A 14,512-nucleotide genomic window follows, 5' to 3' on the forward strand; every position below is an offset into this window, starting at 1 on the left:
ACGGTGGTTTGTACCAAGCGGCCGGTATTTTTAACGATTTATCCACGGTCTCATGGTGTTGTAATGAAAACGTGATGCAGCGTTGCACCGATGCCTCACGAAAGGCGCCATGTTCGCCTCGTCGAGCCTTCAACAACAATCCAGGACCGCACTCATGAGCTTTCTTCGACCCAAGTACATCACCTTCGACTGCTACGGCACGTTGACCAATTTCCAGATGGGCACCATGACCCGCGAGCTGTTCGCCGACCGTGTCGATGCCGGGCAGATGGACCAGTTCGTCAAGGATTTCTCCGCTTATCGCCTGGACCAGGTGATGGGTGACTGGCGGCCCTATGATGAAATCATCAAGACCTCCCTGATGCGGGTCTGCAAGCGTTGGGGCGTCGAATATCGTGGCGAAGGCCAGCTCTATTACGACGCCGTGCCAACCTGGGGCCCCCACGCCGATGTACCGGCGGGCCTGTCGAAAATCGCCGACAAGATCCCCCTGGTGATTTTTTCCAACGCGATGGACGAGCAGATCATGTCCAACGTCGACAAGCTCGGCGCGCCTTTTTACAAAGTCTTCACCGCCCAACAGGCCCAGGCCTACAAGCCGCGCCTGGCCGCGTTCGAATTCATGCTCGATAACCTTGGCTGCGGACCGGAAGACGTCCTGCATGTGTCGTCGAGCTTCCGCTACGACCTGATGTCGGCCCACGACATGAAGATCAAGCACAAGGCCTTCGTCGCCCGCGGTCATGAACAACCGGCCAACGCTGCCTTTGGCTACCAACAGATCTCGGACATCGGCGGGTTGCCCGCTCTGGTCGGGCTCTGAGTCTCGACGCACGCTTGAAGGCGAAAGGGGTTAGACATGGGCAGTGAGTCCTATTGGCTCGACACCGCACCGGCGTTCACCGGTGCTCAGCTCGGCGGATTGCCCGGGCAGGTCGATGTCGCCATCGTCGGTGGCGGCTTCACCGGCCTGGCGGCGGCGCGGGCCCTGGCCTTGAAGGGGGCCAGCGTGGCAGTGCTGGAAGCGGGCAGGGTGATTGGCGAGGCGTCGGGGCGCAACGGTGGGCATTGCAGTACCGGCGTGGCCCAGGATTACGCGGCGCTCACCGCCAGCCTCGGCGCCGACAAGGCCCGGGCGTATTACCAAGCCTATGAAAACGCCGTGCACAGCGTCGTGACGCTGGTGGAGCAAGAGCAGATTGCTTGCGACCTCAAGCGCAACGGCAAGCTCAAGCTGGCTGCCAAGCCGATGCATTACGAAGGGTTGGCGCGCACCTGTGAATTGATCCGCAAGGAAGTCGATGCCGAGGTCGAGTTGCTTTCGGCCCAGGAGACGCGGGCGGAAGTCAATTCGGCGCAGTTTCATGGCGGCTTGTTGCAGCGCAATGGTGTGCAGATGCATGTCGGGCGTTTCGGCGTCGGCCTGGCCGAAGCGGCCGCCCGTCACGGTGCGTTGATCTTCCAGGGCGTGGCGGTGCAGGACTGGAAGGCCAGTGCCGGCGGCTATCGAGTCAACACCAGCAAAGGGGCGCTGCAGGCCACGCAGATCCTGCTGGCGACCGGTACCTGTCAGCAGGGCGGCCTGGGCTGGTATCGGCGGCGAATCGTGCCGGTGGGCAGTTTCGTGATTGCCACCGAGGTATTGCCCCAAGCTTTGATCGACAGCTTGCTGCCGGCACGCCGCTCCTATGTCACCAGCCGCATGATCGGCAACTACTTTCGCCTGACCCCGGACAACCGCTTGCTGTTTGGCGGCCGTGCGCGGTTTGCCATGTCCGACAGTGTTTCCGATGCCAAGAGCGGCAAGGTGTTGCAGGCCGCCATGGTGCAGATGTTCCCGCAGTTGGCGAACACCCGGATCGACTATTGCTGGGGCGGCCTGGTGGACATGACCTCCGATCGCCTGCCCCGGGCCGGCCAGCATGGCGGGGTTTATCACTCCATGGGCTACAGCGGCCACGGTGTGCAGATGTCGGTGCACATGGGCCAGGTCATGGCCGAGGTCATGGCCGGCAAGGTCGAGGCCAACCCTTGGCGCGAACTGGACTGGCCGGCCATTCCCGGGCACTTCGGCAAGCCTTGGTTTTTGCCGCTGGTCGGCGCGTATTACCGCTTGCAGGACTACCTGCACTGAGTTTCACCGCGTTGTTTGGCGTTTCAACCACGTTGCGTTAACGCAACGTCATCGAGCCCTATCATTTTCCGAAAGGTAGAACTGACATGAGTGACACTAAAAACGGCATCAAAGACCAGTTGATCACCGGTACAGAAAGTCTGCGTGTTTTCGAAGGGCTCAATCGTGGCATGTCACGCCGGCATGCCTTGCAAATGCTGGGGCTGGCCGGTGTGGCCGCGGCGGGTGCCGGCAGCCTGTTCGGCGCCGCCGGCAAGCTGCTTGCCGATGAACAGGCGAGCCCCGGCAAAGGCAAGCCCGGCGGGCGTATCCGGGTCGCCGGTATCTCCAGTTCCACCGCCGATACCCTGGACCCGGCCAAAGGCTCATCGTCCACGGACTACGTGCGCCATTACATGTTTTACAACGGCCTGACGCGTTTCGACAGCCACATGGTGCCGCAACTGGAACTGGCCGAGCGCATGGACACCACCGATGCCACGCTCTGGGTGATTACCCTGCGCAAGGAAGTGACCTTCCACAACGGCAAGGGCCTCACCGCCGCCGACGTGGTGTTTTCCCTGATGCGCCACAAGGACCCGATCACCGGTTCCAAGGTCTTGCCGCTGGCCGAGCAGTTTGCCGAGGTCAAGGCCACCGGCACCCATGAAGTGCAGATACGCCTGAGCGGCCCGAATGCCGAGCTGCCATCGATCCTTGCCATTTCCCACCTGTTGATCGTCCCCGAGGGCACCAGCGACTTCAACCAGGGCATCGGCACCGGTCCATTCAAGGTCAAGGAGTTCAAGCCTGGGGTGCGTTCCATCGGTGCGCGCAATACCAATTACTGGAAACCTGGCCTGCCGTACCTGGACGAAATCGAATTCATCGGCATCGGTGACGAGCCTTCACGGGTCAACGCGTTGCTGTCGGGCGACGTGCAGATCATCAACGAGGTCAACCCGCGCTCGACCACGCGCATCAAGGACAGCACCACCCATCGTGTAGTGGATTCGCCGTCGGGTAACTACACCGACCTGATCATTCGCCAGGACCAGATGCCCGGCCAGAGCCCGGAGTTCACCGAGGCGATGAAACTGCTGCTGGACCGCGAACAGGTCAAGTCGGCGATCTTCCGTGGGTTCGCCAGGGTCGGTAACGACCATCCGATCGCCCCCGGCGCACGCTTCTACAACGCCGACCTGCCGCAACGGACCTACGATCCGGAGAAGGCTCGTTTCCTGCTGAAGAAGGCCGGCATGGAAAGCATCAGCATGCCGGTGATGTGCTCGCCAGCCGCCACCGGTTCGGTCGACGTTGCCGTGCTGCTGCAGCAATCGGCCAAGGAGGCCGGGCTCAAGCTCAACGTCAATCGGCTGCCGAGCGACGGCTACTGGTCCAACCACTGGGCCAAGCACCCGCTGAGCTTTGGCAACATCAACCCACGGCCCAACGCCGACATGATCTTCTCGCAATTCTTCCAATCGACCGCGCCCTGGAATGAATCCGGCTGGAAAAACCCGCAGTTCGACCAGTTGCTGATCCAGGCCCGGGGTGAAACCGATGAGGTCAAGCGCGGCAAGATGTACGGGGACATGCAGGCCCTGGTGCATGAACACAGCGGCATCGGCATCCCGGTGTTCATCAGCAACATCGATGGCGTCGACCAACGCGTCAAAGGTTATGGCACCAACCCGCTGGGCGGTTTCATGGGCTATATGTTCGCCGAGCAAGTCTGGCTTGACGCTTGATGCGTGTTGTCTTGCGGCGTGACATGGCACAAGGGGTAGGGCGATGAATAGCAACACACTTTGGTTGATCGGCCGGCGTCTGGGCGCTGCGGTCGTGACCCTGTTGATCGTATCGATGGTGGTGTTCGCCATTACGGCGGTGTTGCCGGGAGACGCGGCGCAACAGTCCCTTGGACAGTTCGCCACGCCTGAGCAAGTGGCGGCGCTACGGGTGAAGATGGGCCTGGACCAACCGGGTGTGTTGCGCTACCTGCACTGGTTGATGAGCCTGCTCAGCGGTGACATGGGCGTGTCGATCTCCAACGCCACGCCGGTCAGCGAGTTGATGGCTGGCCGGGTGCCCAACACCCTGATGCTGGCGGCGGCCACGGCGCTGGTGTCGGTGCCCGTGGCGTTGATCCTGGGCATCGGCTCGGCGATGGGGCGAGGGGGACGCATCGACGGCTTCCTGAGCTTCTTCACCCTGACGATGGTGGCGGTGCCGGAGTTCCTGGTCGCCACCCTTGCAGTGCTGATTTTCGCGGTGAACCTGGGTTGGCTTTCGGCGTTGTCCTATTCCAGCGAGATCACTTCGCCTCTGCAATTCATGCGTACCTACGCCTTGCCGGTGATGACCCTGTGCTGCGTCATCGTTGCGCAGATGGCGCGCATGACCCGGGCGGCGGTGATCGATCAACTCGACAGCCCCTACGTGGAAATGGCCCGTCTCAAAGGCGTGAGTCCGGTGCGGGTGGTGCTGCGCCATGCCTTGCCCAATGCCATCGGGCCGATCGCCAATGCCATCGCCCTGAGCCTGTCCTACCTGTTGGGTGGGGTGGTGATCGTCGAGACGATTTTCAACTATCCCGGCATCGCCAGCTTGATGGTCGATGCCGTGACCAACCGCGACATGGCGTTGGTCCAGGCCTGCACCATGCTGTTTTGTACGGCGTACCTGGCGTTGGTGCTGGTGGCTGACCTGTGCGCGATCCTGTCCAATCCGAGGCTGAGAAACCAATGAACAATCTCATTGTGAAATCCCCGCCTGCGGCGCCCGAACCGGCGTTGGTCAAGGTGTCGCGCAAAACGCCCTGGCTCGGCCTGATCGGCGCCGCGATGTGTGTGATCTGGTTGCTGGTGGCTATCTTCGGGCCATGGCTGGCGCCGCACCCGGTGGGGGAAGTGGTCTCCGACAACGTCTTCGACAACCTCAGCGCCACTTATCCGCTGGGCACCGATTATCTGGGCCGCGACATGCTCAGCCGCATTCTCGTGGGCGCGCGCTTCACGGTGGGCCTGGCGCTGGTGGCGGCGGTGCTGGCCAGTGGGCTGGGCACCAGTTGCGCGCTGCTGTCGGTGGTTTCGCCGAAGTGGCTGGACGAGCTGATCAGCCGCCTGATGGACGCTTTCATTTCAATCCCGAGCAAGATGCTGGCGCTGATCATGGTCTCGGCGTTCGGTTCGTCGGTGACGCTGCTGATCTGCACGGCGGTGCTCAGTTTCATGCCGGGGGCGTTTCGTATCGCCCGCAGCATGGCGGTGAACATCGAGGCCCTGGAATACGTGCAAGTGGCCCGCACCCGTGGCGAACGCCGGCTGTACATCGCTTGTGTGGAAATCCTGCCGAACATGCTCAACCCGGTGCTGACCGACCTGGGCCTGCGTTTCGGCTTCATCGTCCTGCTGCTTAGCGGCATGAGCTTCCTCGGCCTGGGCGTGCAACCGCCGGATGCCGACCTGGGCTCGCTGGTGCGGGAAAACATCGGCGGCCTCAACCAGGGGGCGCCGGCCATCGTGATTCCAGCCCTGGCCATCGGCACCCTGACCATCGGCGTCAATCTGTTTATCGACCGCTTGTCTTCGCGGCGCAACCGACGTACGGGAGGCCATTGATATGAGCCAATTGATCCGAGTCGAGAACCTGCGCGTAGTCGCCTGTGGCGAGCGCAGCGAGGTGGAGATCGTCAAGGGCGTGAGTTTTTCCCTGGAGAAAGGTGAAGTGCTGGCGCTGATCGGCGAGTCCGGTTCAGGCAAGACCACCATCGCCCTGGCGTTGCTCGGTTATGCCCGGCGCGGTTGTCGCCTGGCCGGCGGCGTGGTGCAGATTGGCGAGCACGACATGCTCGCCTTGAGTGAACGCGAGCTGCAAGGCCTGCGCGGCAATCGGGTGTCGTACATCGCCCAAAGCGCCGCGGCGGCGTTCAACCCGGCCAAGAAACTCATCGACCAAGTGGTGGAAGGGGCGGTGATCCATGGCCTGGGCAGCCGTGCCGTGCTCGAAGCCAAGGCCATCGAACTGTTCCGCGACCTGGCGCTGCCGGATCCCGAGCGCATTGGCCAGCGTTATCCCCATCAAGTGTCCGGCGGGCAACTGCAGCGGGTGATGGCGGCCATGGCGCTGATCAGCGACCCGCTGCTGGTGGTGCTCGATGAGCCGACCACGGCCCTCGATGTGACGACCCAGATCGACGTGCTGCGCGCCTTCAAGCGGGTCGTGCGCGAACGTGGCGCGACGGCGGTCTATGTGTCCCACGACCTGGCCGTCGTGGCGCAGATGGCCGATCAGATCGTGGTGCTCAACGGCGGGCAGATCTTTGAACAGAGCGCCACGGCGCCGCTGCTCAAGGGCCCGGCTCACGCCTACACCCGCAGCCTGCTGGCGGCGGCACGGCCAGACACGACGATTCGCCCACCCTGCGGCGTGGCCGAAGACACGCCGTTGCTGACCATCCAAGGCCTGGTCGCAGGCTACGGCAACAAGAACCAGCAGGGCATGCCGGCGATCCGGGTGCTCGAAGACATCGACCTGACGGTGCGCAGGGGCCAGGCCATCGGTGTGATCGGTGAGTCAGGCTCGGGCAAATCGACCCTGGCGCGGGTGGTGGCCGGGCTGTTGACCCCGGCCCTGGGCGGGCTGACGTTTGACGGTCAGCCACTGGGTGGCAGCTTGTCCGAACGCACGGACGAACAGTTCCGGCGTATTCAAATGGTGTTCCAGAATGCCGACACCGCGCTCAACCCGATGCACAGCATCAGCACTATCCTAAGTCGGCCGTTGAAGATGTATTTCGGCCTCAAGGGCGCGGCGCTGCGTGAGCGTATCGGCGAATTGCTCGACCTGGTGCGTCTGCCACGGGACATGGCCGAGCGCCGCCCGAGCGAACTCTCCGGTGGACAGAAACAGCGGGTCAACCTGGCCAGGGCGCTGGCGGCCAAGCCGGATCTGATCCTGTGCGATGAAGTGACCTCGGCCCTCGACACCGTGGTCGGCGCGGCGATCCTTGAACTGCTGCGCGACTTGCGCCAGCAACTGGGGGTTTCCTACCTGTTCATCAGCCACGACATCTCCACGGTGCGGGCGCTGTGCGACGACATCGTGGTGATGTACAGCGGCCACAAGGTCCAGGCGGGCACCCGACAATCGTTCGCCCAGGCGCCGTTCCATCCCTACACCGACCTGCTGATCCACTCGGTACCGGAGATGCGTCAGGGTTGGCTGGAAAGTTGTGGCGCCACCACCTGCGGCACGCTGCCGGTGTTGGGCGCGCGCGCCGAGGTGCCGGACCTGTGCACCTTCCTCAATCGCTGCCCGGTGCGGGTCGACGGCCTGTGCAATCACACCGCACCGCCCCGGCGGATCATCGATGGTGGCAGCGAGGTGCTCTGTCATCACGACAGCGCCGAGCTGCTCAAGCGCCAACAGGATTCAAACAGCATGATCGTGGGAGCCTACGCATGAACGCGCGTTTCGTGAGGTTGGCCGAACAGGGCCGGCCTGTCGTCAAATTGAAAGTGGATGGCGTCCCGGTCGAGGCGTTGCAGGGCGACACCTTGATGGTCGCCTTGCTGACCCACGGCCCGGCGTTGCGCCAGTCGGAATTCGATCCGGGCAGCCGTGCCGGTTTCTGCCTGATGGGCGCCTGCCAGGATTGCTGGGTCTGGACCCGCAGCGGCGAACGCCTGCGGGCCTGCTCCAATGAAGTACGCGAAGGGCTGGACATCATGACTCAACAACCGGAGGCGATATGGCCACTGCGCGGCTGAACACGCATCGAGTCGTCATCGTCGGCGCCGGGCCGGCCGGCATCCGTTGTGCCCAGACCCTGGTCGCAGCGGGCTTCAAGCCGATCCTGCTCGACGAAAACCGTCGCGATGGCGGGCAGATCTATCGGCGCCAGCCCGAAGGGTTCACCCGCAACTACGCCACGCTGTACGGCACCGAGGCGGACAAGGCCCGTGACCTGCACGAAAGCTTCGACCGCCTGCGCCCGCAGATCGACTACCGTCCGGACACCCTGGTGTGGAACCTGACCCCCGGGCAATTGTGCTGCGTCAGCCAGGGCCAGCACACGACGGTGGATTACGACGCGCTGATCCTCTGCACCGGCGCCACCGACCGCTTGATGCCCATCGAGGGCTGGCAGTTGGGCGGCACCTACAGCCTCGGCGGCGCGCAGATCGCCTTGAAGGCCCAAGCGGTTTCCATCGGTCATCGGGTGGTGTTCATGGGCAGTGGGCCATTGCTGTATCTGGTCGCCAGCCAATACCTCAAGGCCGGCGCCAATGTCGCAGCGGTGCTGGACACATCGCCGCTGGGCCAGCGCATCAAAGCCTTGCCCAAGCTCATGGCGCGCCCGGGCTTGCTGTTCACCGGCATGAAACTGTTGGCACAGTTGTATCGGGCGAAGATTGCCGTGCACCTGGGCATTTCGCCGCTGCAAATCCTGGGAGAGGCGAGCAGCGGCGTCAGCGGCGTGCGGGTCCGTACCGCGAGTGGGGAAACCTTGACGGTGGCGTGCGACGCGGTGGCGCTGGGTTATCACTTGCGCCCGGAAACCCAACTGGCTGACCTGGCGGGCTGCCGCCTGCGCTTTGACGAGGCCTCCAGCCAATGGCTGCTGGACACGGACGAAGAGGGGCGGACCTCGGTCAGCGGTGTCTACGCCGCCGGTGATGGTTCGAAGATCCGTGGCGCCGATGCCGCCGAGCACGCCGGACGCCTGGTCGCCCTGGCGTTGTCGAGCGATCTGCAGCAGCCGGTGGACGCCGCACTCGTCGCCGAACAGCGCCAGGCGCTCAAGGTGATGGACGCGTTTCGCCTAGGCCTGGCCCAGGCGTTTCCCTGGCCGGCGGCACAAGCCAAGGCCTTGCCGGACGAAGCCATTATCTGCCGCTGCGAGATGATCAGCGCCGGCGAACTGCGCCGCACGGTCAGCGAAAAGGGCGCCTGTGAAGTCAATCGGGCCAAGGCGTTCAGCCGGGTTGGCATGGGCCGCTGCCAGGGACGTTATTGCTCCCAGGCCGGCGCCGAAGTCATTGCAGCAGCAGCGGGTGTCCAGGTGCAGGAGGTGGGGCGCCAGCGCGGCCAGGCGCCCGTGAAACCCCTTTCGATGCTCACTCGGGAGGTGACGCCATGACGCTGAATAAAGCCGATGTGGTGATTGTCGGCGGCGGCCTGATGGGCTCGGCGGCAGCGTTTTTCCTGCGCCAGCGGGGGCAGTCGGTGATCTTGCTGGAGCGTGACCAGATCGGCCAGTACGCCAGCGGCGTCAACTTCGGCAACGTCCGGCGCCAGGGACGTTTCCTTGGGCAACTGGAACTGGCGAACCGCTCCTGGGCGCTGTGGAAACGCCTGCCGGAGCTGATCGACGACGACCTGGAATTCATCGCCAGCGGGCACATGCGCGTGTGTTATCGCGAGGATGAAATACCCGAGCTTGAGGCTTACGCAGCGGCACCGGAAGCGGCGCAACTGGACTTGCAGATCTATCGCGGTAGCGAGCTGCACGCGCGTTTTCCGTTTCTTGGCAAGGACGTCAAGGGCGGCTCCTATGCGCCCCACGACGGTCACGCCAACCCGCGCCTGGCCGCCCCGGCGTTCGCCCGGGCGGCGCGGCGGCTCGGGGCACGCATCGAGGAGCGCTGCGAAGTGGCCGAGGTGCAGAAGGTCGGTGAAGGGTTCGGCATCAGCACCACCGATGGTCGCCAGTTCAGCGCCGCGCAACTGTTGATTACCGCAGGTGCTTGGGGCCAGAAACTCTCGGCGCAATTCGGCGAGCCGGTGCCGCTGGAGACCAACGGCCCGCAGATGGCCGTCACCGAACCGGTGCCTTACGCCTTGCCGACGGTGATCGGGGTGTACACCAAGATTCCTGAAGAAGTGATCTATTTCCGCCAGATTCCCCGGGGCAATATCATCATCGGCGGCGGCTATCGCAGCAAGCCGGACATGCTCAACCGCCGGGCCTATGTCGAGCCGCGCAGCATCCTCAACCAACTGGACCAGATGCGTCGGCTGCTGCCGGGTGTCGGCCATCTCAACATCATCCGCGTGTGGAGCGGCATCGAAGGCTACCTGCCCGATTCCCTGCCGGTGATGGGGCCCAGCGGCAACGTCGATGGCTTGTACTATGCGTTCGGCTTCAGCGGCCATGGCTTCCAGCTCGGTCCGGGCGTTGGCGATGTCATGGCTGAACTGATCAGCACCGGCAGCACTCGAACCTTCATCGAGCCGTTCTCCATCCGCCGGTTCGCCCTTTTCGCCGAGCAACGGAGCAAGGCCTCATGAAACCCCGCGTGTTAGCTATTTTCGAACGCCTGCTGGCGTTTGAAACGGTCTCTTCAGAATCGAACCTGGCCCTGATCGAGTACGTGCGCGAGCTGTTGCTGAGCAAGGGCATCGAGTCGCTGATCGTCAAGGATGAGAGCGGCAAGAAGGCCAACCTGTTCGCCAGCACCGGCCCGCGTGACTTGCCCGGGGTCCTGCTGTCCGGCCACACCGATGTGGTGCCGGCGGCGGGGCAGGCCTGGACCGTTCCGGCGTTCCAGGCGACCGTGCGCGATGGGCGGGTCTACGGGCGCGGCAGTTGTGACATGAAAGGTTTCATTGCGCTGGCCATCGACGCCATGCTCGATGCCGCCGACCATTCGTTGAACCGGCCATTGCAACTGGCGCTTTCCCACGACGAAGAGATCGGTTGCGTGGGGGTGCGGCGCTTGCTCGACGTGCTGCACCTGGCGCCGGTGCGACCGTTTCTGTGCGTGATTGGCGAGCCGACCAACATGCAATTCGTGCTCGGCCATAAGGGCAAGGGTTCCTATCGCACCTACTGTCGCGGCCTGGAAGCGCACTCATCGCTGGCACCGCGCTCGGTCAATGCGATTCACGTGGCCTGCGATTTCATCGCGGCGTTGCGCCAGAGCCAGCAGCAATTGCAGGAGCAAGGCGCCCAGGACGCGGATTACGACGTGCCCTACAGCACCGTGCATGTCGGGCAGATTGTCGGCGGCAAGGCACTGAACATCGTGCCAAACCTGTGCACCCTGGATTTCGAAGTGCGCAATTTGCCGGACGATGATCTGGACCTGTTCCTGGAGCAACTGCGTGAGCGCGCCGAGGTGATCGTGCGCGAGGCGAAAAAACTCTCCAGCGTCGCGGACATCGAGATCGAAACCCTGAATGTCTATCCGGGCCTCGACACCCATCCGAGCGTCGAAGCCGTGCGCTTCCTGAAAAACTTCGCCACCCCGGACACCGGCACCGCCAAGGTCTCCTTCGGCACCGAGGGCGGCCTGTTCAAGCAGCGTCTGGATGTCCCCGTGGTGGTCTGCGGCCCAGGCTCCATCGAACAGGCGCACAAGCCTGACGAGTTCATCGAAATCAGCCAGATGGATGCGGGGGAGCGGTTTCTGGAAGGGTTGTTGGGGTCGTTGAAAATCTAAGCCATGTACATGACTAAATGTGGGAGCGGGCTTGCCCGCGAAGGCGATGTGTCAGTTGACGATGAGTTGACTGGCACGCCGCTTTCGCGAGCAAGCCCGCTCCCACATAGGCTTCAGTGGTGATGCTGACATCTCGGTAGAGCCTGCCGTCCCACCTCGAAATTTCAGCATCCAACACTGCCCAATCCCCGCTTTCAGCATCCTGCCCCGCGGCATCTCCCTAGACTGGAGCTACCTCGGAACAGGACGCGACCATGCTCAAGAATCGATTGAAAGACCCCAGCCTATTGGCAGAACTCGCTTACGTCGACGGTCAGTGGATCGGTGCCGACAACGCCGCCACCCTTGACGTCATCGACCCGGCCACCGGCCAGTCGCTGGCTCATGTACCCGCGATGCAAGGCGTGGAAACCCGGCGTGCCATCGAGGCCGCCGAGCGCGCCTGGCCAGCGTGGCGCGCGCGTCCGGCGGCGGAGCGGGCAGCGCTGTTGGAGCGCTGGTATCAGGCCATGATGGACAACCTCGACGACCTCGCGCTGATCATGACGTGCGAACAGGGCAAGCCGTTGAGCGAAGCCAAAGGCGAAATCCGCTACGGGGCCGGTTTCGCCAAATGGTTTGCCGAAGAGGCCCGGCGGGTCTATGGCGAGACCATCCCGGCGCCCAGCGGCGACCGACGCCTGCTCACGCTCAAGCAGCCGGTGGGGGTCTGTGCCGCGATCACTCCATGGAATTTCCCCAATGCGATGATCACTCGCAAGTGCGCACCGGCCTTGGCGGCGGGGTGCCCGGTCATCGTCAAACCCTCGGACCTGACTCCCTTGTCGGCCCTGGCCCTGGCGGTGCTGGCCGAGCGGGTAGGGATTCCGGCCGGGGTGTTCAATGTCGTGACGGGTATGCCCGCCGGTATCGGCGAAGAACTGACCGGCAACCCGACGGTGCGCAAGATTTCCTTTACCGGTTCGACGGCGGTCGGGCGTTTGTTGATGCGCCAGAGCGCCGAGCACATCAAGCGCTTGAGCCTGGAGCTGGGCGGCAACGCGCCGTTCATCGTGTTTGACGATGCGGACCTGGAGCAAGCCGTCGCCGGCATCATGCTCAGCAAGTTTCGCAACGCCGGCCAGACCTGCGTCTGCGCCAACCGCATCCTGGTGCAGGACGGTATCTACGAACGCTTCGCCGCGCGGCTGGTGGAGGAGGTGGGCAAGCTCAAGGTCGGCAATGGGCTGGAGGCTGGCGTGATGATCGGCCCGCTGATCAACCTCGCTGCGGTGAACAAAGTTGCCCGGCACATCGACGATGCGTTGAGCCAGGGCGCGCGCCTGCTCTGTGGTGGCGTTCCCGAGGGCGACAGTCAGTTCGTCCAGCCAACGGTACTGGGCGAGGCCCACGCCGGGATGTTGCTGGCCAACGAAGAAACCTTCGGCCCGGTGGCTCCGCTGATGCGCTTTACTACAGAAGAGCAGGCCCTGGCCCTGGCCAATGCCACGCCGTATGGCCTGGGCGCTTATTACTTCACCCAGGACCTGCGCCGCTCATGGCGTTTCGGCGAGGCGCTGGAGTTCGGCATGGTCGGGCTCAACACCGGGATCATTTCCATGGAAGTCGCGCCCTTCGGCGGCATCAAGCAGTCGGGCCTGGGGCGCGAAGGCAGCAAGTACGGCCTGGACGAATACCTTGAAGTCAAAGCCTTCCACATCGGTGGGTTGTGATGCGACCGTCATTTGAACAGACACCAGGGAGCCACGATTGATGAGCAAACCATTTCGAATCGCTGCCATTGCCGGCGATGGCATCGGCAAGGAAGTCCTGCCGGAAGGGCTGCGGGTACTGGAGCAAGCCGCGAAAAAGTGGCAGTTGTCGCTGGACATCGAAGTGCTCGATTGGGCCCATTGCGATTACTACTTGGAACACGGGCAGATGATGCCCGCCGACTGGTTCGAACAACTCAAGGACTTCGACGCCATCTACTTCGGCGCCGTGGGCTGGCCGGACAAGGTGCCGGATCATGTTTCCCTGTGGGGCTCGCTGCTCAAGTTCCGTCGCGACTTCGACCAGTACGTGAACATCCGCCCGGTGCGGCTGTTCCCGGGCGTGCCGTGCCCCCTGGCCGGGCGCAAGGCGGGGGACATCGACTTCGTGGTGATTCGTGAAAACACCGAGGGCGAATACTCTTCCGTCGGCGGCAAGATGTTCGAGGGCACCGAGCATGAGTTCGTGCTGCAGGAATCGGTGTTCACCCGGCGCGGGGTCGACCGGATCCTGAAGTTCGCTTTCGACCTGGCCCAGACCCGACCGCGCAAACGGTTGACAGCGGCAACCAAGTCCAACGGCATTTCCATCAGCATGCCGTATTGGGACGAGCGCACGGCGTTGATGGCCGAGCGGTACCCGGATGTGCAGTGGGACAAGCAACACATCGACATCCTGTGCGCTCGCTTCGTTTTGCAGCCCGACCGGTTTGATGTGGTGGTGGCGTCGAATCTGTTCGGCGACATCCTTTCCGACCTGGGCCCGGCCTGCGCCGGCACTATCGGCATCGCACCGTCGGCCAACCTTGATCCGGAACGCCGCTACCCGTCGCTGTTCGAACCGGTGCATGGTTCGGCCCCCGATATCTATGGGCAGAACATCGCCAACCCGATCGCGATGATCTGGTCCGGCGCCTTGATGCTCGACTTCCTGGGTAACGGCGATGAACGCTACCGCGCGGCCCATGATGGGATTCTCAAGGCCATCGAACAGGTGATCGCCGAAGGCCCCATCACCCCCGACCTGGGTGGACAAGGCTCGACCCAGGCTGTTGGCCAGGCCATCGCCGCGGCGCTCTGAGACTTGATCCAACCTGCGACACCTTTTGCCCGCTCACACTGCGGGCTTTTTTTTGGCTGATCTACCACCACCCATCACAACCCTTTGTGGGAGCGAGCCTGCTCGCGATAGCGGT

General features: G+C 63.5%; 12 protein-coding genes. All 12 read left to right on the forward strand.

Annotation, left to right across the window (positions count from 1 at the left end; genetic code table 11):
• Positions 1-154: 154 nt before the first annotated feature.
• Positions 155-823 carry a haloacid dehalogenase type II gene (locus BLO97_RS13535; RefSeq protein ID WP_092144560.1) on the forward strand — a complete coding sequence of 223 codons (669 nt, stop codon included), beginning with the start codon at positions 155-157 and terminating at the stop codon, positions 821-823.
• Between the two features lie 36 nt (positions 824-859).
• The gene (locus BLO97_RS13540) at positions 860-2,134 is read left to right on the forward strand and encodes an NAD(P)/FAD-dependent oxidoreductase (protein WP_092346204.1); all 1,275 of its coding nucleotides are present in this window, start codon (positions 860-862) and stop codon (positions 2,132-2,134) included.
• An 86-nt stretch (positions 2,135-2,220) separates the two neighbouring features.
• Complete coding sequence (locus BLO97_RS13545) at positions 2,221-3,864, forward strand: ABC transporter substrate-binding protein (RefSeq protein ID WP_092144564.1); 1,644 nt, start codon at positions 2,221-2,223, stop codon at positions 3,862-3,864.
• A 43-nt stretch (positions 3,865-3,907) separates the two neighbouring features.
• The gene (locus tag BLO97_RS13550; RefSeq protein WP_014337747.1) at positions 3,908-4,864 is read left to right on the forward strand and encodes an ABC transporter permease; all 957 of its coding nucleotides are present in this window, start codon (positions 3,908-3,910) and stop codon (positions 4,862-4,864) included.
• A complete protein-coding gene (locus tag BLO97_RS13555) occupies positions 4,861-5,736 on the forward strand; it encodes an ABC transporter permease (RefSeq protein WP_063320549.1) in 876 nt (291 codons plus the stop codon). The genes BLO97_RS13550 and BLO97_RS13555 overlap by 4 nt, the downstream gene beginning before the upstream one ends.
• Position 5,737: 1 nt before the next feature.
• On the forward strand, positions 5,738-7,582 hold the full coding sequence (locus BLO97_RS13560; protein WP_092144566.1) for an ABC transporter ATP-binding protein: 1,845 nt from the start codon (positions 5,738-5,740) through the stop codon (positions 7,580-7,582).
• Entirely contained in the window at positions 7,579-7,887 is a 309-nt protein-coding gene (locus tag BLO97_RS13565) for a (2Fe-2S)-binding protein (protein WP_072339509.1), read from the forward strand. The genes BLO97_RS13560 and BLO97_RS13565 overlap by 4 nt, the downstream gene beginning before the upstream one ends.
• Positions 7,869-9,260, forward strand: coding sequence for an FAD/NAD(P)-dependent oxidoreductase (locus BLO97_RS13570; RefSeq protein WP_092346206.1), 1,392 nt, complete (start codon positions 7,869-7,871; stop codon positions 9,258-9,260). The genes BLO97_RS13565 and BLO97_RS13570 overlap by 19 nt, the downstream gene beginning before the upstream one ends.
• Positions 9,257-10,411, forward strand: a complete 1,155-nt coding sequence (locus BLO97_RS13575) for an NAD(P)/FAD-dependent oxidoreductase (RefSeq protein WP_063320553.1) — start codon at positions 9,257-9,259, stop codon at positions 10,409-10,411. Before BLO97_RS13570 ends, BLO97_RS13575 begins: the two co-directional genes overlap by 4 nt.
• Positions 10,408-11,565: an acetylornithine deacetylase gene (gene argE / locus BLO97_RS13580; RefSeq protein WP_092144570.1), complete on the forward strand. Its 1,158-nt coding sequence runs from the start codon at positions 10,408-10,410 to the stop codon at positions 11,563-11,565. The genes BLO97_RS13575 and argE overlap by 4 nt, the downstream gene beginning before the upstream one ends.
• 254 nt (positions 11,566-11,819) lie before the next feature.
• Positions 11,820-13,277: an NAD-dependent succinate-semialdehyde dehydrogenase gene (locus tag BLO97_RS13585; RefSeq protein WP_092346208.1), complete on the forward strand. Its 1,458-nt coding sequence runs from the start codon at positions 11,820-11,822 to the stop codon at positions 13,275-13,277.
• A 40-nt stretch (positions 13,278-13,317) separates the two neighbouring features.
• A complete protein-coding gene (locus BLO97_RS13590) occupies positions 13,318-14,397 on the forward strand; it encodes a tartrate dehydrogenase (RefSeq protein ID WP_092222767.1) in 1,080 nt (359 codons plus the stop codon).
• The last annotated feature ends 115 nt before the right edge of the window (positions 14,398-14,512 follow it).

This window comes from Pseudomonas sp. NFACC05-1 (assembly GCF_900100135.1).
In the GTDB taxonomy this organism is placed as follows: Bacteria; Pseudomonadota; Gammaproteobacteria; order Pseudomonadales; family Pseudomonadaceae; genus Aquipseudomonas; species Aquipseudomonas fluorescens_Q.

Bases quoted from the DNA above. Each gene is read 5' to 3' on its own strand.
- BLO97_RS13535 (WP_092144560.1), top strand. From the start codon at position 155: ATGAGCTTTCTTCGACCCAAGTACATCACCTTCGACTGCTACGGCACG.
- BLO97_RS13540 (WP_092346204.1), top strand. From the start codon at position 860: ATGGGCAGTGAGTCCTATTGGCTCGACACCGCACCGGCGTTCACCGGT.
- BLO97_RS13545 (WP_092144564.1), top strand. From the start codon at position 2,221: ATGAGTGACACTAAAAACGGCATCAAAGACCAGTTGATCACCGGTACA.
- BLO97_RS13550 (WP_014337747.1), top strand. From the start codon at position 3,908: ATGAATAGCAACACACTTTGGTTGATCGGCCGGCGTCTGGGCGCTGCG.
- BLO97_RS13555 (WP_063320549.1), top strand. From the start codon at position 4,861: ATGAACAATCTCATTGTGAAATCCCCGCCTGCGGCGCCCGAACCGGCG.
- BLO97_RS13560 (WP_092144566.1), top strand. From the start codon at position 5,738: ATGAGCCAATTGATCCGAGTCGAGAACCTGCGCGTAGTCGCCTGTGGC.
- BLO97_RS13565 (WP_072339509.1), top strand. From the start codon at position 7,579: ATGAACGCGCGTTTCGTGAGGTTGGCCGAACAGGGCCGGCCTGTCGTC.
- BLO97_RS13570 (WP_092346206.1), top strand. From the start codon at position 7,869: ATGGCCACTGCGCGGCTGAACACGCATCGAGTCGTCATCGTCGGCGCC.
- BLO97_RS13575 (WP_063320553.1), top strand. From the start codon at position 9,257: ATGACGCTGAATAAAGCCGATGTGGTGATTGTCGGCGGCGGCCTGATG.
- argE (WP_092144570.1), top strand. From the start codon at position 10,408: ATGAAACCCCGCGTGTTAGCTATTTTCGAACGCCTGCTGGCGTTTGAA.
- BLO97_RS13585 (WP_092346208.1), top strand. From the start codon at position 11,820: ATGCTCAAGAATCGATTGAAAGACCCCAGCCTATTGGCAGAACTCGCT.
- BLO97_RS13590 (WP_092222767.1), top strand. From the start codon at position 13,318: ATGAGCAAACCATTTCGAATCGCTGCCATTGCCGGCGATGGCATCGGC.